Source organism: Amycolatopsis sp. NPDC058278, assembly GCF_042881395.1.
In the GTDB taxonomy this organism is placed as follows: Bacteria; Actinomycetota; Actinomycetes; order Mycobacteriales; family Pseudonocardiaceae; genus Amycolatopsis.
The window spans coordinates 24824-43684 of the sequence record NZ_JBHVXZ010000070.1 but is presented as its reverse complement, the minus strand read 5'-3'; the positions used below and the strand labels follow the sequence as shown (position 1 = coordinate 43684).

General features: G+C 70.1%; 21 protein-coding genes. 1 reads left to right on the top strand and 20 read right to left on the bottom strand.

The annotated features are described in order from the left end of the window. Window positions 1-174: 174 nt before the first annotated feature. The 11 genes from ACFVYA_RS31090 to ACFVYA_RS31040 form a co-directional block, all read right to left on the bottom strand. A complete protein-coding gene (locus tag ACFVYA_RS31090) occupies window positions 175-399 on the bottom strand; it encodes a hypothetical protein (RefSeq protein ID WP_387050023.1) in 225 nt (74 codons plus the stop codon). A gap of 195 nt (window positions 400-594) precedes the next feature. Then, window positions 595-987, bottom strand: a complete 393-nt coding sequence (locus ACFVYA_RS31085; RefSeq protein ID WP_387050021.1) for a hypothetical protein — start codon at window positions 985-987, stop codon at window positions 595-597. Window positions 988-992: 5 nt separating this feature from the next. Further along, on the bottom strand, window positions 993-2012 hold the full coding sequence (locus tag ACFVYA_RS31080; protein ID WP_387050019.1) for a bifunctional DNA primase/polymerase: 1020 nt from the start codon (window positions 2010-2012) through the stop codon (window positions 993-995). Next, window positions 2009-2965 carry a PP2C family protein-serine/threonine phosphatase gene (locus tag ACFVYA_RS31075; RefSeq protein ID WP_387050017.1) on the bottom strand — a complete coding sequence of 319 codons (957 nt, stop codon included), beginning with the start codon at window positions 2963-2965 and terminating at the stop codon, window positions 2009-2011. The genes ACFVYA_RS31080 and ACFVYA_RS31075 overlap by 4 nt, the downstream gene beginning before the upstream one ends. A gap of 152 nt (window positions 2966-3117) precedes the next feature. After that, entirely contained in the window at window positions 3118-5142 is a 2025-nt protein-coding gene (locus ACFVYA_RS31070) for a hypothetical protein (protein WP_387050015.1), read from the bottom strand. Between the two features lie 367 nt (window positions 5143-5509). Beyond that, complete coding sequence (locus tag ACFVYA_RS31065; protein WP_387050013.1) at window positions 5510-7006, bottom strand: ATP-binding protein; 1497 nt, start codon at window positions 7004-7006, stop codon at window positions 5510-5512. A 74-nt stretch (window positions 7007-7080) separates the two neighbouring features. Beyond that, on the bottom strand, window positions 7081-7341 hold the full coding sequence (locus ACFVYA_RS31060; RefSeq protein WP_387050012.1) for a hypothetical protein: 261 nt from the start codon (window positions 7339-7341) through the stop codon (window positions 7081-7083). Beyond that, window positions 7338-7682, bottom strand: a complete 345-nt coding sequence (locus ACFVYA_RS31055) for a response regulator transcription factor (RefSeq protein WP_387050010.1) — start codon at window positions 7680-7682, stop codon at window positions 7338-7340. The genes ACFVYA_RS31060 and ACFVYA_RS31055 overlap by 4 nt, the downstream gene beginning before the upstream one ends. 345 nt (window positions 7683-8027) lie before the next feature. Beyond that, window positions 8028-9008 carry a DUF4192 family protein gene (locus ACFVYA_RS31050; RefSeq protein WP_387050008.1) on the bottom strand — a complete coding sequence of 327 codons (981 nt, stop codon included), beginning with the start codon at window positions 9006-9008 and terminating at the stop codon, window positions 8028-8030. Between the two features lie 166 nt (window positions 9009-9174). Beyond that, window positions 9175-10149 (bottom strand): DNA-processing protein DprA, encoded by a 975-nt coding sequence (dprA, locus tag ACFVYA_RS31045; protein WP_387050006.1) that lies wholly within the window; start codon window positions 10147-10149, stop codon window positions 9175-9177. 41 nt (window positions 10150-10190) lie between these two features. Next, window positions 10191-10589, bottom strand: coding sequence for a hypothetical protein (locus tag ACFVYA_RS31040; RefSeq protein ID WP_387050005.1), 399 nt, complete (start codon window positions 10587-10589; stop codon window positions 10191-10193). Between the two features lie 685 nt (window positions 10590-11274). Between ACFVYA_RS31040 and ACFVYA_RS31035 the strand changes: the two genes are divergently transcribed. Beyond that, window positions 11275-11721, top strand: coding sequence for a hypothetical protein (locus ACFVYA_RS31035; protein WP_387050003.1), 447 nt, complete (start codon window positions 11275-11277; stop codon window positions 11719-11721). 157 nt (window positions 11722-11878) lie between these two features. Here the strand turns inward: ACFVYA_RS31035 and ACFVYA_RS31030 are convergent, their stop codons facing one another. The 9 genes from ACFVYA_RS31030 to ACFVYA_RS30990 all read right to left on the bottom strand — a co-directional run bounded on the left by ACFVYA_RS31030 (window position 11879) and on the right by ACFVYA_RS30990 (window position 18788). After that, complete coding sequence (locus ACFVYA_RS31030; protein WP_387050002.1) at window positions 11879-12205, bottom strand: helix-turn-helix domain-containing protein; 327 nt, start codon at window positions 12203-12205, stop codon at window positions 11879-11881. 241 nt (window positions 12206-12446) lie between these two features. Next, a complete protein-coding gene (locus ACFVYA_RS31025; protein WP_387050000.1) occupies window positions 12447-13688 on the bottom strand; it encodes a tetratricopeptide repeat protein in 1242 nt (413 codons plus the stop codon). A 121-nt stretch (window positions 13689-13809) separates the two neighbouring features. Further along, entirely contained in the window at window positions 13810-14241 is a 432-nt protein-coding gene (locus ACFVYA_RS31020) for a hypothetical protein (RefSeq protein WP_387049998.1), read from the bottom strand. A 220-nt stretch (window positions 14242-14461) separates the two neighbouring features. Continuing rightward, entirely contained in the window at window positions 14462-15265 is an 804-nt protein-coding gene (locus tag ACFVYA_RS31015) for a Scr1 family TA system antitoxin-like transcriptional regulator (RefSeq protein WP_387049997.1), read from the bottom strand. 269 nt (window positions 15266-15534) lie between these two features. Then, window positions 15535-16545, bottom strand: coding sequence for an SAM-dependent methyltransferase (locus ACFVYA_RS31010; protein WP_387049995.1), 1011 nt, complete (start codon window positions 16543-16545; stop codon window positions 15535-15537). Next, window positions 16542-17015: a hypothetical protein gene (locus ACFVYA_RS31005; protein WP_387049993.1), complete on the bottom strand. Its 474-nt coding sequence runs from the start codon at window positions 17013-17015 to the stop codon at window positions 16542-16544. Before ACFVYA_RS31005 ends, ACFVYA_RS31010 begins: the two co-directional genes overlap by 4 nt. Before the next feature lie 845 nt (window positions 17016-17860). After that, window positions 17861-18178, bottom strand: coding sequence for a hypothetical protein (locus ACFVYA_RS31000; protein ID WP_387049991.1), 318 nt, complete (start codon window positions 18176-18178; stop codon window positions 17861-17863). A gap of 68 nt (window positions 18179-18246) precedes the next feature. Further along, window positions 18247-18603 (bottom strand): hypothetical protein, encoded by a 357-nt coding sequence (locus tag ACFVYA_RS30995; protein WP_387049990.1) that lies wholly within the window; start codon window positions 18601-18603, stop codon window positions 18247-18249. Further along, complete coding sequence (locus tag ACFVYA_RS30990) at window positions 18600-18788, bottom strand: hypothetical protein (protein ID WP_387049989.1); 189 nt, start codon at window positions 18786-18788, stop codon at window positions 18600-18602. Before ACFVYA_RS30990 ends, ACFVYA_RS30995 begins: the two co-directional genes overlap by 4 nt. Window positions 18789-18861 lie beyond the last annotated feature (73 nt).

Sequence of the window (18861 nt, the reverse complement as noted above, 5' to 3'; positions counted from 1 at the left end):
CGCGGATGACCCGCCATCCCGGAGCACGCCGAGGCTCCGGGCGCTCTGCTCCCGATGAAGCCGGTGAAGTGGCTGCGGGCGCCCGGAGCCGTGGTGTGCTCTCCTGACGGCGGACCTGCGCGTCGGACGGCCCAGATCCATGTCCGGTCGCCGGCCGGTTGGGCGACTTGTCGCTTACTGACCGCCGGTGTCCCTGGACTGAGCCAGCGTCCGACAAGCCCGGCGCAGGAAGGCCGTCAGCTCTGCGTGCGTGCCTTGGATCACCGCGACACCGGTGGCATGGTCGCCCAGAAGCAACGCCATGTGGGCGTCCGGAACGACTTCTGCGCCGACGTCGTCCCCGGAGTGTGCGATTTCGATCTCCGAGTCCGCCGGAATGTCGATGTAACTGTCACTCATCAGCTACCCCGTGATTCGACTGTGACGCTGTGGATACGGCACCTGAAGAAGTCTTTCGTCGTTGGCGTCGGCGGATGCGTTGCAGCGCATCTGGGTTGAGCTGGGGATCGGTGTGCTCGGCGACGTACCGGATCAACGGCGCGACCGATCGGGGACAGTCCTGGAACAACAGGGTCAACGCTGTGCGCGGTGTCGTCAAACCGCTGCACGGCGGCGTCGAGGTCGTTCCACAGCCACCCGTCGAAGAAGTAGCGGCCAGCCATCGGTATCGGGCCGGACGCGTTCGACAAAGGGCGTGCTCGCCGGATCGCCTGGGTCGAGGGCGGCGTCGTCGATGACGATCAGATCGTCGCCGTCCCAGCGAAACGTCAGGTGGTCGGAGGTGGCTTCGGCGGTGATCGCGACCCATTCCGCAACGACACGACGAAACCGAGGTGTCGCGGTGTAGAACTTGTCGCCGAACTCGGTTTCGAGAACAAGCTGCGGCTCGCCGAGCCGGGCCGGAAAGTAGGGCTGGCTGTCTCCGCTGACGAGTTGTTCGTCCGCGCGGATGACGCCTTGGTCGTGCTGGTGCTCTTGCTCGGACATGGCGATCACCTCTCGGTGTCTCGTGTGGACACGGTGGCTTCTAGCGGTGTCGAGATCGGGGTGCGGGGACGGTCGGTGAGGACGCGGGGGTGTTCTCGGCCTGCGGCGATGCCATCGCGGATGGTGCGGGTCAGCTCGTCGCGGTCGAAGTCGGCGACGCCGAGGTGGTGGCGGGCGGCGTCGGTGAGGTGGTGGGTGATCGCGGCGTGGCTGATCCAGCCGTTGCCCAGCAACTCCCCGAGCGCCGCGGCAGCGGCGAAGACGGTGATGTGGCGGTGGCCTTCGGTGGCGGTGGCGACGTTGCGGCACTCGGCGGCGACGGCAGCCTGGACGTAGGCGGTGACCCGTCGGCTGGTCGCCGGCAATGGTGGCGGCAGATTCGCAGCCAGCGGCGGTGGTGGTAGCGGGGTGAGGGCGGCGACTAGCCAGCCGGGCAAGACAGCGACCGGGAGATCCCAGGTAATGGCGTAGGGCACCGGCACGCCGCGAACGATGGCCAGCGATCCTGGTGCGGTGACGAGTGCGCCGTGGCCGCGGGTGTCGACGTGCCAGCCGAGCCCGTGGCCGCGAGCGCCGACGGTGCTGCGCAGCCGTGACCCGGGCGGCCGGGAGAAGTAGCGGTGCTCGCCGCCGCGCGGGGTCGCGACGGTGAACGTGTCGACCGGGTCGGGCTCGCCTGCCTGCTCGGCCAGCAGCGCGAGGACGTCTCGGCCGTGGGTGACTCCCAGTCGTGCCCAGTGCGGCGGGATACGCCCGTGGGCGGCGTCGAGGTCGAGCACGAGAAGACCCGCTGGTCCGCAGGCGATGCCCAGGTTGCACATCGGGTGGCGCAGCCACCATCGGCGGATGCGGTCGGGATCGCAGGTCGCTCGCTGCTGCCAGCCGGGAATGGCGGGCCTCTTACTGCGCGGGGCGAGCGGGAACACCGGCCACCCGCGCTCGGCAGCCTCCAGCGCGGCGCCCAGCAGATTGGTGGCGTCGGTGGCGAGCGTGGTCGCCCACGCAGTTGTTGTAGACGTGGTCATGGCACCAGCTCGGGCGCGATCGGGGCAGGGACGGGGTCGATGACCATGGCGGCGGCGTTGTCGGCACCGCGGAAATACCGCGCGGCGAGAGTCAAGCGGTTCGCGCACGCCATGGGGTCGCTGAAGGTCCGTGCGGCCCGGGTGAGGGAGGCGTGAGGTACGGGTTTGTGGACGCCGTCGCTTGTCAGCAGCAACCGCCGGCGCGGCCCGGTGGTGGTGACGTGGCCGATGGCGCCGTTGTCGGCGGTGGCGACAGAGCTGGTGACGACGTGGTCCTGCCCGGCGGCTAGGTCTGCGAGGAACTGTGGCCGGTCGCGGTAGCGCTCGGCGAGGCCGTCGCGCAATTGCTGGCCGAAGGTGTGATCGACCGTGAGCTGGGTGAGAGTGTCGGTGTCGGGGTCGAATTCGTAGGCGCGGCAGCTTCCGACCCACGCGATGTCCCACCCGCCACGACGCTCGGCTGGCAGTGGGGTGGCGACGACCATGACGGTGTCGCCGTCGAGCACGGTGGCGAGGGTGGCGGTGGCGGCGAGCAGGCCGGCGCGGGCGCCGCGGTCGGCGGCGACGGAGGCGGCGGTGGCCGCCGCGCTGCCGGCGGCGTGGGCGGCGAGCGGGTTGTCGCCGATGCCGTCGGCCAGGGCCCAGCCGTGGCGGGTGCCGGTGATGGAGACGTGGGTGCCGGTGGCGTCGGCCTGGTGTGTGCGGCCGCCGATGCGCAGGGCCGCGCCGGGCAGGTAGGCGGGGTGTTCGGCGGCGTAGCGGCGGTGGTGGCGGGCCAGGACGCGGGCGTCGCTGTGGGATTCGGCGACGTCGGCCCAGCCGCAGCGGCAGGTGGCGTGCGTCCATGCCGGGCCGGGCGGGAGCGGGGCGTACGGCCAGACGGGATGGTGTCCGGCGGCGTAAGTACTGGTGTGGTGGACGTGCTGGAAGACAGCGGGAAGCTGCGGGTGCATCGGCAGAACTCCGTTCTGCGCCCTGAAAGCACGCCGAAGACGGCGCGGGACGGCGCGGGGCGACGCGGGAGGAAGGTGACGGCCGGGGCGGGCCCGGCACGGCGTGCGCGGGCCCGCCCCGGTGAGGCGGCAGCGATGCGGCGGTGGGCTGCCTAGAACGCGGCGCCGGCCAGCTCCGCGTCGGCGACATCCAGATCAGCCAGGTCGCCGGCGTCAACGGCGATCTCCTGGGCGACGTCATCGCCCCCGTCGCTCGTGCTCTCGGCGTCGAGTCCGCCGTTCACGGGCTCGACGTCGGCACCAACGTGCTCAGCGTCGGACTCGTCGGAGTCACCGGCATCGTCGCCGGTGGGGCCATCGTCGGGCGTCCCGGATTCGGGCGCCTTGCTCAGCTGATCGCCGGAATCCTGTTCGTCGCCGACGATGGTGGAGGTGGTCGGGTCGAGCTGGGCGGCGATGACGTCCTGCTCGCTCTGCGGGGCGAGAACCAGCCGTTCCACGTCGGAGGCGTCGTAGCCGGCGCTGGTGAGGGCGGCCATGTACTCCTGCTCCGACTGCTGCGGATACCGCCACGCGTTGCGCGAGAACGTGTCCTCCATCGCGCACAGCGTGAGGAACATGTCGTAGACGGTGGCCTTGCCCGGGGTGGGCGCGGCGGCGATCTTGTCGGTCAGGTCGGCCAGCGTGCTGCCGACGGGCATGCCGAGCAGCTCGCGGGCGAGGGCGTGGTTGCGCTCGAACGCGCGGCGTAGCTCGTACCCGCCGTGGACCTTCTGCCTGGCGAGGAACAGCTGCGCGCCCTTGGGTGCGGTCTTGCGCAGCGCGAAGCCGGCCAGCCACTCGCGCCGCGGCGCTTGGGAGGCGTCGATCTGCTTGTTGTGGTCGATCACCCACCGGCGGATGATCCGCGCCTCCGTGCGGGCGCGCTCGTCGGCGGCGAGTGCGGCCCGCGCGGCCGCGATCTCGTCCTTCTCGCCGGCGGTGGCCACGCTGTCTCCGGCGGTGGTGCTGCCGGGTGTGCCGGTGGCATGGGTAGTTAGGTCGGGCCGCCCGGTCGGGGCGTGGCTGAGGGCGTGGCCGTGGCCGCGGAAGTCGGCGCAGCCGTAGACGGCCACTGGGACCCGGTTGCCTTCGTCGTCGTGGTGGTCGTCCTCGATCCACGCGCCGTGGCCGGGGCAGGCCGCGTGGTCTTCGGCGGTCAACATCGTGTAGGGCGCGTCCTCCGGGGTGGGGCGCAGCCGGTCGAGAGAGCGAGCCTCGCCGGCGTCTACCGTGAGGCTGCCGCCGAAGATCGTGACTCCGGCGGCGGTCAGCTCCCGGGTGAGCTTCTCGACCAGGGTGGCGAGCCGCTGCTTCTCGGCCCGTTCGGTGCGCTTGCTCTGGGCGAACACCTGGAAGTTGTTCGGTTCCATGCGCGCGATGCGGATCAGTTCCGTGGCGGTGTCGCGGTCACCGGAGTTGTCGAACTCGCCGACCACTGCGGCCTGCACCAGGTCGAGGTCGAAGCGTTCGGCGGCCTTGACCGCCAGCTCGCTCTCCCCGGCCTGCAGCACCTGCTTGACGTAGGCGGTGCCGTTCTTGCCGCGGGCGAGCTTGCGGGCGATGCCGGCCGGGGTGAGGTTGAACGCCGCCAGCTGCTGGAGGGCCCGGGCGGTGTCGCGGAGGGTCAGCGGCTCCCGGACGTCGTTCTCGTCGAGCTGGGTGACGATCCGCGCGATCGTGGCTTTGCGCTCGTCGGCGGGCGGCGGGGTCTTCATCCACACCGGCAGCAGGACGCCCGCTTCGCAGGCGTTGTTGCGGCGGCGCTGGCCCTCGGTGATGAAGATGATGCCGGTTTCGTAGTTGCGGTAGCCGTTGGTCGCGGTGTTGACGCCGTGGTTCTTGAGGTTCGCCGTGGTCGCCGGGTCGGCCTCGGCGTTGTCGGTGCGCACGTTCTCGTCGACGAGCACCTCGTGCGGGTCGACGAAGATGACGGTGTTGATTTCGGCGTCCCACTGCGCGTGCAGTGCAGCGCGTTGTTCGTCGGACAGTCCGGCGAGCGGGTGGGCGCCGGTGTCGTCGGACACCGCCTCGTCGGTCGTGGTGTTGTCCAGCTCGGTGGGCGTGAGGTCAGCATCGGAAGCGGTCGCGGGGTCGTCGGTGGTGCGCTGGGTCGGCAGGTCCATCGTGCTGGTCACTGGGCGGCTCCTCTACACGGGCTGGCCGGCCACCGTGTATCTCGGTGACCGGCCACGAACCCCGCACACCGCCCGTCCTCGAATCGTCGTACGGCTGTGGAGAAAGGGCGGAGTGCGGGTGTCCCGGTCGGGACGCACTCGCCGCAGCGGGGCCGCCCGTGTCGGCGGCAAGCCCGCCCTTTGTGCTCAGCCGGAGCCGGTGCCGTGAGCAGGCGGGCGTCCGCCGGCGCCAGGCTCCGCTAGAGTGCGTCGGCCCGACCGGGACACCAGCACCGCCTTTCTCGGTGCGGCCCTGCCGCTTCATCGCTTCTCCCTCACTGCCCGCCCCGACAGCGCATTCGTCGTCATCGGTTGCTGCTGCGAAGCCTCAGCGCGGAGCTGGCGTCCGCATCAGGTGAGAGGCGCGCTGCCGGCTCGTGAGGATCGTCCGGAGGTCGTCGATGCTCGGGTGCGGCCGGCTGTCCAGATCGGCCAGCGTCCAGGCCAGCCGCAGGCACCGGGTGGCCGTGCGGACCGACAGCTGGCCCCAGTCGATGGCGTCGTCCAGCTCCCGCACCGCATCACGGGGAAACCCGGCTACGGCTTGTGCGTACCCGGCTTCGGCGTCGGGCTCGGGTGCGGCGCCCCACCGGCGGCGCGCCCGTTCGCGGGCGCGGGCGACGTCGTCTCGGACCGACTCCAGCGACGGCAGCGACGGATCCGGCGTGGCGGCGGTGACCTGCTGGACGAACAGGTCGGTCCGGGCCACTAGCCACCGCGGGATCCGCGCGAGGTAGCGGGCCCGTTGCGCCGCAGTACAGTGGCAGTCGGCGACCCGCACGCACCGGCCGGGGCAGTCCCGCGCGGTGAACACGATCCGCGCCCCGGCCGGGCGGGACGCATTGCCTCCTGCGCCTAAGACGGTGACGGTCGCATCGGTCAGGGCCGAACGCAGTGCTTCGACGGTGCGGGCGGAGCACTCAGGCAGGTCCTCGACGGTCAGCACACCGCGGTGGGCCAGGGTCAGCAGCCCGGGCCGGCCGGCGGAACCGACGATCGAGGAGATCGTGCTGCTGGGGTGCACGGACTCGGCGGGTGGCCGGGTGTGCGGTCCGTCGCCGGGGAGCGGTTCGCCGGCCAGGGAATGCCACCGGCTGACCTCGAGGGCTTCGGGGTCGGTGAGGTCGGCCATCAGCGCTCGGATCACGTGCGGCAGCAGCAGGATCGGGGTCCCCGGAGGGGACAGGTGCAGGACGTGGTGCCCACCGGCTGCCACAGCGGCGGCAGCGCGCACCGCCTCGGGGGCCACGCGGCCCCAGACTTCGGAAGTCCACACCGACGCTGTTGCCCGCTCGCCGGAGCGAGGCACGCTCGCCGGAGCTGGTCCGCTGTGCAACCAGTCGACGAGGTCGGCTAGACACCCGACGGGGACGGTGGTGATCCCAGGGACATTGGTGACTTCCGCGGCCGTGGAGGCGGGGATGACCAGGTGAGTGACGCCTGCCTCGGCGGCGGCGATCGCGCGTGTCAGCACATCGGGGACCGGCCGGACCGTGCCGTCGAGACCGAGCTCGCCGACGAACGCCGTGGTCGCCAGCCGGTGGACCGGCGTGGCTTCGGTGAGTTGCAGGACCGCAACCGCGGCCGCGAGATCGACATCGGATCCCGCTTGGCCGGCGGGGGCGGTGATGTGCACGACGCCATCCGGCCAGGAGAATCCGGCGTTGCGGATGGCTGCGCGGACGCGATCACGAGATTCGCGTGAGACGCCCGAGCCCAGGCCGTCCACCGGCAGTTCGGAACCGCTGGCTGCGAGCGTGGCGTGGAGGTCGACGATGTGCGGCTGCGGCCCAGCGAGGGCGACAGCGCGGGCACGAGCATGCATGAAACGGGTCCTTTCGGGCGAGAATGTGCGCGAGGCAGCGAAAACCGGCAGACGGGCAGTGCGCGGTCGCGGGGCTACCTGACTGACGCGTGGCCACGGCAGCCGTAGAGCAAGGTCATCGATGTGGCTAGGCACTCGGCGGCGGTTCCGGCACCTGTGGCTGACAACGTCGCCGCGCCCCGCACGATCAGCGCGGCGTCCGCGGGATCTCGCATGAGGAGCTCACCGATCACGCTCTCGGCGTCGGCGCCGACATCCGCGTCGTCGATGACGAGCGCCAAGCTTGGGTCGTCGAGGTATGTCCGCGCGACGGTGGGGCGGTCGGAATCGGTCATCGTCGTCCTCCCGACGCGGGGTTGCGCCCGGCGGAGCGGCCGGCGGTCGGAGTGTGCGCGGAGCTGTCGCGTCGGCACGGCGCCGGGGAGGTCGGTCGCGGTATCGCCTGTGTCAATGGCAGGTGCGGAACCTGGCATCGGAGGATGCCGGTGTCGTAGGCGATGGCGACGGCGTGTGCGCGGTTGCGGGCCCGCAGCTTGGCGAAGATGTTCTTCATGTGGGTGCGGATGGTTTCGGTCGAACGGAACTGCTTCAGTCCGATTTGGATGTTGTTCAGGCCGCGCGCGACGTCGTAGAGGACTTCTCGCTCGATGGCGGTCAGTTCGATCGTGCGTGACATGCTCGAACCTCCGAGGATTTCCGGTGAAAGGGGTGGGGCTGGCCGGGGCAGCGCGGCGCGTGCGCTGTTCCCGGCCAGCCCGAACCGGGGTTCGGTTCGCCCGGGGAAGGCGTGCCGAACTCGGGGATTCCCGGTTCATTCGGGTGGTCTCGGGCGGGTTGTGCGGACAGCCCGGGACATCCAGGCCACGCCGGAGCACCGGTCAAGGCCACGCCCTGCGGCGATGAGGTCGACGCCGTCACACGGGCCTTGACCGATGCCGCGGGCCTGGTTTCGTGATCAAGGCTGCGCGCTAACCCCGCGAGTCCAGCTGCAATCGGTCGCTGGCGACGTCGCGGGCGTGGACTACCAGCACGCCGCACCGACCCGAGCAGCGATCAGGTCCAGCTCACGCTCGATGACGTCGGCGCCTGCGTGCTGCTGGAACAGCAGCCCGACGGTGGCCGCGCCCGGCGCGCCGTGTGCGTGAGTCAGGGCGCACGCGGTGAGGTGGCGGTCGCCGCGGCGCACAGCGCTGGCCGCGACCAGCGTGGCCAGCCGAGCACGAACGTTGGGCTCGGAGCTGCCGGCGTAGAGGGCCATCCACAGTTGCTCGACCCGCTGCGGGTCGAGATCGGCAGGCGGCAGGAGCATCGGTCCGTAGACAGCGTTGTTGGTCAGCGCGGTCGCGACGGCGAAGGCTGCGATGTCGTCAACGAATTCGCCGCGGCTGGCCTGGATGGTCGCATGGGAGACGATCCGGTTGGCCTCGTCGCCGCGGCGCACCAGGAACGGCACGATCCGGCGGGCGAATCGGCCAGCGCGGGTCGGCAGGGTTTCGCCGGATTCGGTGAACGGCAACCCCCAGGTTGGGGTTGGTGCGTCCCCGCCGAGCTTGATCGACTCGGAGAAGTCGATCGACGAGCGCGGCGCGATGACGGTGCCGAGGTGAAGGGGACGGCGGTAGTCGCGCCAGGGAGCGCCGGGGAGGGTGTGCGGCGCCCAGTAGCGGCCGATGACGGTGTGCCCGGCGGGGCGCAGGGCGGACTCGAGTGCGGCGATCGCGGCGCGGAGCGGCAGCCACTGCTGAGCGCGGTCCTCGGCGATCACGACGACGACCAGGTCGATGTCGTGGTCCGCGGGCAGCGCGGCCTGCACGTGTCCGGCCATCTCGCTGGTGCTCATGCCGCGGACATGGGTGGCGGGGAATGCGGCGCCAGCCGGCGAGGTGAGCCGCCCAGAGGTCGTGGCGTCTGCGTGGGGTGGCAGAGCGATGACGTGCAGGGTGTCGGCGCAGGTGTCGGGCAGGGATCCGATCAGTTCACCCGGGGTCAGGTACACGGTCACGGTCGGCGCTCCTCGGGTCGGCTCCCCGGCGTGTGGGCCGTGGGAGGCGGTGGCGGCCCACGAAGGCGTGAGCCGCCACCGCCCGAGCGCGCGTCCCGGCGGCGGTCTGTGGCACTCTCCGACCTCAGCAGGGCAGCGGCGGGTCCGGCCGCCGCCGGAGCGTGCGCTAGCTTCGGCCGGTCTCACCCGCCGGGGCGGCCGTCTCCGGTTCCGTGTTCGCCTCGTCGCTTTCCTCGATCACCGCGATGACGTCATCGGCCGAGGTGACCAGGTGGGCCATCCCGTCCTGGATGAGCCGGTGGCACCCGGCGGATGTCGCTGAGGACAGCGGGCCCGGCACGGCGAGGACGGGCCGGCCGAGCTTGTCGGCCAGGAGCGCGGCGTGGTGGGCGCCGCTGCGCCGTCCGGCTTCGATCACGAGGGTGGCGCGAGTAAGTGAGGTGAGCAGGCGGTGGCGGACGAGGAAGCGATGCCGAGCCGGCGGAGTGCCGGGCGGGTACTCGGACACGACGGCGCCGGTCGTGGCGATCCGCTGGAGTAGGCCCACGTGTCCGGCCGGGTAGCCGACGTCGAGGCCGCAGGGCAGAACTGCGACGGTGCTGGCCGGACTGTCGGTCGCCAGCGCTCCGCGGTGGGCGGCGCCGTCGATGCCGTAGGCGGCGCCGCTCCACACCGTGGCGTTGCGGGAGGCCAGCGCGTAGGCGAACTCCGCGGCGTGGTGCTCGCCGTACTCGGTGGCGGCGCGTGCTCCCACGATCGCGACCGAGCGCGCGGTCGCCAACTCCTCCAGCCGCGGCTCGCCTTGGACCCACAGACCCAGCGGCGGCCCGGCAAGCGTGTCGCCGTCGATGGCCACGGTGCCCAGGTCGGAGAAGACCTCGGCTGGCCACTCGTCATCCTCGGGGATCACGAACCGGCCACCGAGACCGGCTGCAATCTGCAGCCAGGTTTCGGCGAGCTGCCAGCTCGCATCGCGGCGGCACTGATCCAGGACCCCGGTCGGAGCGGTGCGTTCGGCCACGTGGTGGGCTGCATCGACGGGCCCGACCTTGGTGACGTAGCGCGCGAGAATCGGGTTGGTGGGTTCGGCGGCGTGCTGGAGGAACGCGCGGGCACGCCGCACGTCGTTGTAACAGGACATGAACGCTCCTTCGAACGAACTGCTGAACAGGCGGCGGGCGATCACGATTCGTCGGGGAAGCTCCGCACACGGATCTCGCGGCCGCGGCGTTCGACGACGGTGCCCACTGGCCACATGGCGGCGAGCAGCAGCAGCTCCACTGCGGCATCGATGACACCGTTGCGCGTGTCGGCGTTGTCTTTCCAGCCAAGGGTGAGGAGAGCGGCGTGGAAACGGCCGATGTACTCCGCGGCGGTCATGTCGGTCGCGATGACCTGTGCGGTGGTGGAGGTCTGCCGGCTGTTGATGCCGACGAAGCTGCGGGCGCAGCCACAGAACGGCGAGTCCGGGTCGTCGTGGCATTCGCCGGGAAGGTCTACCAATTCCGTACCCGGAATGCTGTTGGAGTCGTTGTCCCGTTCGCCTTGGGTGCGGTGGGTGGAGACGAAGTACTTGAGCACGGATTCCTCCTCGGTGGCCGAGGCCCGGGTGGGCTGTGGACGCGGTCTTGGCCAGCGGGCCCCGCGGGTCCGGGGCAAGCCGGCCGCATGGTGACGGTCGTGTCCCTCGTGGACTGTGGGCTTGTCCCGGTCCGCGGGTCTGCTGCACTGAGCTGCAGCCAGGCCCAGCCGGCGCTCACTCGGGGGAGGATGTCGTGGGAGCTGCGTTTAGCGCATGACCTGACACTCAAAGTTATCACCAGAAAATAGTCAACACTTGTGGCGAATTACTGGTTTCTGGGGCACTCTGGTTTCAGAAGGTGATCCACGGTGGTCCACAGGGAGCGACCACAATGGACCCTTCTGGGGATCCGGTCCGCTCAACCCCCGGCGACAAACGGGTTCCCGGCTCGGGAGGGGGCACTGGGGAGGGCGCCCCTCCCGAGCCAATTTCTACAACCGACACCGACCAGTCGTCTGTGCAGAGCGGTCGCACCTGGCCGAAGTGACGTGACGGCCTGGCTCCACTGCCGGTTTCCGTACGTGCGTTGACGAGCCGCTGCCCTCACGCTCTAGACGAGCCCGCCAAGTGAGCGATCGGCGACGCGCGAAATTCGACGGGAGTCTTTGAATGACAACCAGTCTTCTGTGTGCGAAGCGGATCGCGGTGTCAGTGTTGATGTTTGGTGCACTCGGAGGCGCGACGATGGCCGCGGCGCCGGTGCAGGCCGCCGGATGGTCACCCGCCGCCGGCGTGGTGTCCGAACAACCGGACGTGGGCCCGCCGGGCGAAGGCGAGGCCGGTGCCGGGACGCCGGCAGTCGCACCCGACGGAACCCTCGTCTGGCCTGTGCCCAACTCGCCGCACGCTCAGCCGTTGTCGGCCGCGTCGGTGCAAGGCTGGATCGCTGTCACTGCGACCGTGGACGGCGCGCGCATCCGATCGCGGCCGGTGGACGGTCCGGTGCTCGGCACGATCGGCTACGGCGCCGGGTTCTGGGTGTCGTGCACGCGCGGTGCGTCCGATGGACATGCGTGGGGCTGGTCCTACCGCGGCGGCACCTACGGCTGGGTCCGCAGCGACCTGTGGGAGGTCGAGCAGCACACCGGCCCGGGCGGAGGCGGTACACCGCAGGTTCCGCGTTGCCCGTGACGTCACGAACGCTGCGATATCCGCCGGGTGTCGTGCGTGGGACGGGGCGGCCCGGTCGGTGTGCATTCCTGGCCGGGCCGAAGTCTCGCCCCAACTCCAGCTGACGAGCAGGGGGTGCTGTGGCACGTCGATCTCGGAACCGTGCCCCGGTTCGAGGTCACCGGTTGCCATGCCGGTGGATCCAGTCGCGGACGACGTGCTCGGGCAGGCCGAGACGGGCGGCGATCTGAGGCCACCGCACGTATCGAGCACGCAATTCCATCACTTCCCAGACCCGGTACGGGGTGCGCTCATGCCGCGGTAGGGGCAGGGGGCAGTTTCGGGCAGTCGGTGGCCAGGGAAGCCAGTCCGGGTCCGGCAGATCATCGGTCGCGGATCGTCGGTGCGTGGCGGTGACGTGCTCGCCGATCGTCAGCCACCTCCGGCCGGCTCGCGTGGAGCTTGCTTGAGAACGGTGGGTGTCCCGGGGAAACGCAGTCGACATCTGTGTCCGATTCCTTTCTGAGCCGGCGTAACCCGGACACGAACAGGCCGATGCCCCAACCGGCATCGACAATCACCGCGTCCCGTGTTTGAGCGCGCGAAGACCGTGACGATGATCGGATGACCAGAGCCGCAACGCACGGGGCGCCGAGGGCACGGCCCACGGTCAGGGATTCCCGGGCCGTCATGGCAGGCGATCGCCTTGAAAGAAAAGTTCCACAGTGGACTCCCGATGTGGTGGGTCAGAGCCGGTCGTGTAGTTCGGTGGCGGCGGCGAGGTCGCCGGCGGCCCCGAGACCGGCATGGCGGAGTCGCCGGATGAGGTCGTCGGTGATACGGCGGGCCGCTGTGGGCTCGGCCAGGGCGCAACGGGCGCGGGCGGCGGCCAGGTCGAGGCCGGCCCGGTAGCGCGGGGCCGCGGTGTTGCCCAACAGGCCGTGGGCGCGGCCCACGGCCGTCAACGCTTGGGGCGCCTGCTTGTCGGCGGTGAGTGCGTCGGCCAGGTAGGTCATGGCTCGTGCCGCGGCGAGCCGGTTCCCGGCGCGGGTCAGGGCGCTGCTGGCGGCGTCGAGGAAGCGGACGGCGTCGGCGGGGTGGCCGAGGGCCAGGTGGGTTTGACCGATGCGGCGCTGGGCGAGGGCGTGGCCGTGGTTGTCGACGATCGTGCGGTAGTGGCGCAGGGCGGTGGTGAATTCGTGCAGAGCCTCGTCGGGATCGCCGGCGGCGAGGCGGACGCGGCCGCTGTGGGAGTAGGCCAGGGCGAGGATGCCCGGGTCGTCGATGTCTTGGGCGAGGGTGACGGCGTCGGCCGCGGCGCCGAGTGCCGCTTCGTGGTGGCGGAGGTCGGCAAGGGCGGAGGCTTCGCGGGCGCGGAAGACCGCGGCGATCGGTTGCCGGGTTTGGTGGGTGTGGGTGTGGCCGGTGTGCTGGGCGTGGGCGAGGTCGTCGTGGTGGTAGGTGGTGCGGGCCAGGTGCCAGGTGGCTTCGGCCAGCTCGAGGGCGAGGTCGTCGCGCCCGCGGTCCGCGGCGGCGGTGAGGATGGTGCGCAGGACGCGGTGTTCCCAGGTGTACCAGTGCAGGGCGCGGCGCCCGTCCCCGTGGTCGTGCGGCACCGTCTCGTGCTTGGCCGGGGTGCTGAACCGGAATGCGTCGCGGGCGAGGAGCGGGACCGCGGCGGAGGCTGTGGCGGCGTACCAATCGATCAGGCGGGTGTTCTGCTCGGCGCGGGCCGGGTTGGGCAGCCGGGCGCGCCGCTGGGTGGCGTGCAGGCGCGCCCAGGGCGCAATCGTGTACCGGTCGCCGGGCGGGTGCTGGTCGAGCAGGCGGGCGGCGCGCAGGCGCTGCAGCGCCGCGGCCGCGTCTTGCTCGCCGATACCGAGGGCGGCGGCAACCGGGAACGCGGTGGTGTCGGGGCCGGGATGGTCGGCGAGCAGCTCGTAGACCTGCCGGGTCAGCGAGGGCAGGTGCGCGTACGGGACGGTCACCGGCACCACCGCCGAGTCTCCGCGTGGTTCGAGACGCGAGACATCGGGCCGTGGTTGCCGCGCGGCGAGCGGGGGCGGCACGGCGCAGGCTTGGACCGGACGCCGCCGGAAGGGCGGGCGGTCATCGCAGGACCAGCGCGAGGCCGAACGCGGTGCCCTGGAGCAGCCAGGTCGCCCGGATGACCGGAGCGAGCGGCTGCCTCCGGTCGTGCTCGATCGCCACGATCTGCGCTCCTGCCTCCGACAGGGCAGACAACGTGGAGTGGCGGGCCCAGAGCGCGACCCCGCCGGTGCCCAGGTCCAGGAATTCGCGGACCTGCCGGTCGACCACCATCTGGGCGGCATCGAGGTCCCAGCTGACTGTCGCGACCACAAGCTGCGGCAGGCACTGGTGGGTGGCCCTCGGGCTGGTAGCGACGATGCAGCCGACGGCGGAGTTGCGGCTCGTGCCGAGCAGGCGGCCGCCGCTGGTGTTCCGGCGAGGCGGCTCGACATCGACGATTCCGTGTTCGCAGCTGTGCGTCCGGGCATGGCTGAGGAGCAGTGGAGGCATCGATGTGCTGCTTTCTTGGTTGGTCGCCGGTCTGCGGTGGCGCCGTGGCCGGCGGGTCGGGCTGAGTCGGGGTGCTGCGCGGCCACTCCGCGGCCGGTGTGCTGGGTTCAGCTGGTGCGTGCGGCGGCCGGCGCGAAGTGCGTGGTCGCCTTCAGGAAGCCCGCGCAGCTGGCGAACGTGGCGGGGCGATCCGCGGCTGGCCGTTGAGACGGCGTCGTGGTCAAGCGCGCCTGTATCTGGGCGACTCGCTTCGATCAAGGTCGGCATCGTCGATTACTTCTCGCTCTAGCGACCTGAACCGCGACCGGTACCTCTGCACCACGTCTCGCTCACTGACGAAGATGACGTTGTCGTGGTGTCGCAACGCGACAGTGAAGGTCTTGCCCGCGGTCTCATAGATCGTGAAGGGCTCCATCGTTCGTGCGCCTTCGGTGCTCGCTGGGACGATCCTTATCTTCACGTGGAGACGATCCGCCGTCGCACCGATTGCGTGTAGCTGCGACGCGGCCGCCGGCGCCAAGGCTGCTGCGCCTAACAGCACAGTCCGGCGTCGGGGCTGCTTGCGGCCCAGCTGCTGGGCCTGCCGGATGAAGACTTCTACGTCAATATCGTCAGGCTGGGTCGCGTCGCGCTGCAGAATCGCGCGGGTGTACTCCGGGGTTTGCAATGGTTCCGGGACCGTGTGTGGTGCCCATTCCCAGGAACGGACGGCGAGTTCATCCAATTTCTGCCGCAGGCTAGCGGTGCCTGGAATGAGATTTTCGATGAAAGTCGGGGAGTCGAGCTGGTGCCAGAGCCACATGATGCGCTGGTACTCAGCCGGGCTGACCCGGAGGAATCCGAGAATGTGTGCCACAACGTCGATCTCCGGCTGCCGCTTGCCGGTTTCCCAGCTCGACAAGGTCGCGGCCGGGACTCCCAGCGCATCCGCGAACCTGCGAAGACCCAGTCCTTGATCTGTTCTGGCCGCACGGAGAGAGTCACTCAAAGCGAGCAGCGCCGGAAGTGATTTTACCTTGGTCATACAGGTTCTCATTCCAAGTGGTGGGGCGTCGGGACGATTCCGGCACCCGACGTCCATGGCTCCGGAGCCTCGAGCACCGCATGCACCATCGGCTGCCGCGCCGTAGTCAAGTCGGTCTCTTGCCGTGTGATCACGAGACGGCGGAGTTGAGGCTCGCGCCGAGCGGGTAGCGGCCGACGGTCTTCCGGCGAGGGCGCTCGAGTTTCGTGTGATGGCATCGTCTCGGATCTCTGACTGTCCGCGATATCGGGACAGGGACAGTCAGGCAGTCAGCTATTTTTCGGCCGCCACGGAGGTTCCGGTAAGTCCCTGTCCGGTCCGGGTTTCTGGGCAAGGACCGCGGCGGCGAAGTTTCCGCAGACCGGCGGGTCTGTGGGCGGCCCGTCGGGGTACCAGGTGAACGCCGGGACGATTCCCGGTGGTAGCTCCACCGTGCCGTCGAGCATCGTCTGGATCTCGCGGCGGGTGGCGAGGCTTCCGGTGCCGGGACCGGAAAACTGGAGTGCTTCTTCGAACTCGCGGGCCTGGGCGGCGAGGTCGGGGTGCTCGGGCATCAGCAGGTGCGTCATGGCCAGGAACGAGCCGTTGGGCAGTCGTGCGAGATGGCCCTGTACCACCTGGGCGACGTCGGCGCGGCTGCCACCGTGGAAGGACATGACGCCGCCCAGCAACAGCGCCACGTGGTCGTGGTCGGCTGATACGAGACCTGGATTCTCGCTCCCGGTGTTGTACAGGGTGTCCCACATTCTTTGCGGATCCCAGGGGTCGGCCTCGACGACGTAGACGCCCTTGTCCTCGTCGGCAATCGTGCGTAGCTGCGCGAGGACGAGCGGGTCGCGTTCGACGTAGATCACGTTGGCGCGGGTGAAGCCCGGGGAGCGGTTGCGGTTGTTTTCTTCGCCGCGGCGGACGTGGGAGTGCAGGTCGTCGTCACCGGCGATGTGGGGTAGCCCGGCGCCGGCGACCACGATGGTGCTGACGCGCTGGTGGGTGACGAGGTAGGTGGCGACGCGGTCGAGGAACGCGCGTTCGGAGCGGAACACGAAGCCCGCGTCGGGGACGCGGGTGGTCATCCGGCGGGCGGCGTCGCGTTCGCTGGTGTGCGCGAACTTCACGGAGGCCACGGAGCGGCCATCGCTGTCTTTGGCTTCACGGAAGGCGTCGAAAAGATACGCGAGGTTGATTCTCTTTTGGTCGATGCCGCATGGTCGCCACCACGGCGCCCGATTGGCTTCATGCTGGCGGGTCGGTGTGCGTTGTGTCGTTTCTGTTGGTGTCATTGGTGTACTGGTGCCTCGGTGGAAAGCAGGATGGTCAGGTGCGCGACACTCAGGCGGCACCGATCCGCGAGCCTCGCGAGGTCGACGGGCCTGAGCCCGCGAAACGGTGGTTCACCGGCGCGGAGCTCGTCTTGTGCCCAGCGGGCCGCGGGGCGTAGCGCGTCGCACTGAGTGGCGGCCAGGGCGGCGAGGTCCACACCGAGGTCCGGGTCCCAGGGGATACGGCGTTCAGCGCGGGCCAGCAGCTCGGAGGGCCGCAGCTGATAAAGCAGGCCGGCGTCGCCGAGCTGGCGCAGGGACATCGAGCGGGTCGCTTTCTCCCACGTGATGAGTGTTCGCACCTTCGCCCGGCCGTCAGACCACGCGGCGAGTGCAGCGCGGGACCAGCCGCGGCTTTCCCGCTGCTGCTGTAGTTCCGCGCCCACGGCATGGGCGAGCTCGCCGGTATCGGTCCTGGTCATCAGAGTCATCCAAGGCTTCCTGGAGCGGGTAGATGGTGAACGGGAAGTCGGGATCGCGGGTCGGCCAATGCCGTAGCCGGGCCGTGGTTGTGCGCGAGTCGAGGTAGTCGTGCAGCGGCCGCGCACGCACGATGCTCCACCAGTAGGTCTCGGGTCTCGCGCCGTCGGTCACTGGCATGGTGGCTCCGCGGCAGCCTCAGACTCGGTCGCATCCTCGGGCGGGTCGCTGCCGGCGTTGTCCTCACTGCATCGAGTTCTCTGGCAGGTCACGGCGGCTGACGTTTCGCGGTAGCGCGGGCGGCGGGACCGTGCGGCATGGACGGTGTCGCGGCGGTAGTCCGCTGACGCGCATGCGGGTGCGAGCAAGCCGGTGGCGTCGAACGTGACGCAATGGACGCGGTGGATCCGCGGATCGTTGGTTGCGGGTGATCTCAGAACGGTCCCGGTCGGCCGACCGGCGTTAGGCGCGGTCACGCCGCGACGCCGCACTCGGGTTTGGTCAGTCGGTATCGGGTCCGCGGAATACTGGACGAACCGCCACCGGATGGTTTCGCGCAGGTGTCCTTTCCCTTGCAGGGCGCCGATCGTCGCTGTTGTCTCACTGCCGGTGGCGTTGACGACGGCGGCGAGACGGTCGACGCTCAAGGCGTGGCGCTGCGCGGTAGGAGCCTCGTGGTGGCTCGGTGTTGTGGTTGAGGTGTCGTGCATGGTTGATCACGTTCCAGGTCGGGAATGAACACGTTGGATGCGCCTCGACCGCCCGGAGATTGAGCGTTCGCGTTCGGTCGAGGCGCGCAGACCGGACAGGAGGGAGGTACGCACATCGCCTGTCCGGGCTGGGCTTTCGGCTGTGTTCACGGTCGAGGTACGGGATCGTCGGGGTTCGTCGGCGGATCCGCGTTCTCGTTCGTTGCCAATCTGAGGGAAAGTGTGCGCAAAGCCGCCTTGAGGCTCTGGTACATGGCGACGAGGTGAATCGGTGCGATCAGGCCGGGGTCGTCCCAGCCCTCCAGAAACGCTGTCAACCTCGCTTGCGCGTACTTCAACGCGCGCGCTTCCTCCGATGACGCATGAACTCGCCGCAGTGCCTGTTCGACGATCGCGGCAACCTCCTGAAGCTGCGTGCGTGCCTGTTCTTCGGACTCGGGATCGCGCCAGTGGACGTCCGGCAAGGACGCCAGCGCCTGCCGTGCCTGGACGACGGTGAGCTGTCGTCGCGCGCGTCGCGCCCACGGCCACCTCACGGTGTCCACAGCCGCGGAGCCGCGCCGATCACGAGACGAGGCGCGCGCGGGTCACTGGGCGCGGGAAGCTCGACGAGCTGGTGCAGGATGTTGAGGGTGTCGCCTTCGCGTTCCCAGATCTTCCCGCCGGCGCGATCCACCCGCAGGGCGGCGGCGTCGGTCTCGCCTTTGACGCGGACAGCGTCGACGAAGCCGTCTGCCTCCCAGGTGAAGGAGCCGGTGATCCGCTCGAGGCGGCCGTCGGCGTCGAACTCGGGAAGGAAGTCCCAGCGGCGTTTCAGCAAGGTGGTGAACGGCTCGCTGGCCGGCTCGTCCCAGAGGAACGCGAACGGGCTCGTGATGGGCGTGATCATCGGAGGTCACGTCCCGAGTCGTCGAGTCGCCTGTGGCGCGGAGGAGCGTTTCGGCTACCGGACACGCGTGCTCGCCTTCGGCTGGCTGCCCATTGCTGGATCAGGCCGATCGCGAAGGCGATGGCGAACAGCGCGGTGAAGGTGATCGGCAGCAGCGTTGCCAGCGATTCGAAGTCCACTGTCATCGTGCGCACCTCGCATTCCCGGGGACTCCGCCGCTGCGAGGGTGAGAGGTAGTCTCCGCCGCAGTCAGTCCGT

Coding starts and splice junctions, on each gene's coding strand:
- ACFVYA_RS31090 (WP_387050023.1), bottom strand. CDS start 399: ATGAGTGACAGTTACATCGACATTCCGGCGGACTCGGAGATCGAAATC.
- ACFVYA_RS31085 (WP_387050021.1), bottom strand. CDS start 987: ATGTCCGAGCAAGAGCACCAGCACGACCAAGGCGTCATCCGCGCGGAC.
- ACFVYA_RS31080 (WP_387050019.1), bottom strand. CDS start 2,012: ATGACCACGTCTACAACAACTGCGTGGGCGACCACGCTCGCCACCGAC.
- ACFVYA_RS31075 (WP_387050017.1), bottom strand. CDS start 2,965: ATGCACCCGCAGCTTCCCGCTGTCTTCCAGCACGTCCACCACACCAGT.
- ACFVYA_RS31065 (WP_387050013.1), bottom strand. CDS start 7,006: ATGCATGCTCGTGCCCGCGCTGTCGCCCTCGCTGGGCCGCAGCCGCAC.
- ACFVYA_RS31060 (WP_387050012.1), bottom strand. CDS start 7,341: ATGACCGATTCCGACCGCCCCACCGTCGCGCGGACATACCTCGACGAC.
- ACFVYA_RS31055 (WP_387050010.1), bottom strand. CDS start 7,682: ATGTCACGCACGATCGAACTGACCGCCATCGAGCGAGAAGTCCTCTAC.
- dprA (WP_387050006.1), bottom strand. CDS start 10,149: ATGTCCTGTTACAACGACGTGCGGCGTGCCCGCGCGTTCCTCCAGCAC.
- ACFVYA_RS31035 (WP_387050003.1), top strand. CDS start 11,275: ATGGCCGCGGCGCCGGTGCAGGCCGCCGGATGGTCACCCGCCGCCGGC.
- ACFVYA_RS31030 (WP_387050002.1), bottom strand. CDS start 12,205: ATGTCGACTGCGTTTCCCCGGGACACCCACCGTTCTCAAGCAAGCTCC.
- ACFVYA_RS31020 (WP_387049998.1), bottom strand. CDS start 14,241: ATGCCTCCACTGCTCCTCAGCCATGCCCGGACGCACAGCTGCGAACAC.
- ACFVYA_RS31015 (WP_387049997.1), bottom strand. CDS start 15,265: ATGACCAAGGTAAAATCACTTCCGGCGCTGCTCGCTTTGAGTGACTCT.
- ACFVYA_RS31010 (WP_387049995.1), bottom strand. CDS start 16,545: ATGACACCAACAGAAACGACACAACGCACACCGACCCGCCAGCATGAA.
- ACFVYA_RS31005 (WP_387049993.1), bottom strand. CDS start 17,015: ATGACTCTGATGACCAGGACCGATACCGGCGAGCTCGCCCATGCCGTG.
- ACFVYA_RS30995 (WP_387049990.1), bottom strand. CDS start 18,603: ATGATCACGCCCATCACGAGCCCGTTCGCGTTCCTCTGGGACGAGCCG.
- ACFVYA_RS30990 (WP_387049989.1), bottom strand. CDS start 18,788: ATGACAGTGGACTTCGAATCGCTGGCAACGCTGCTGCCGATCACCTTC.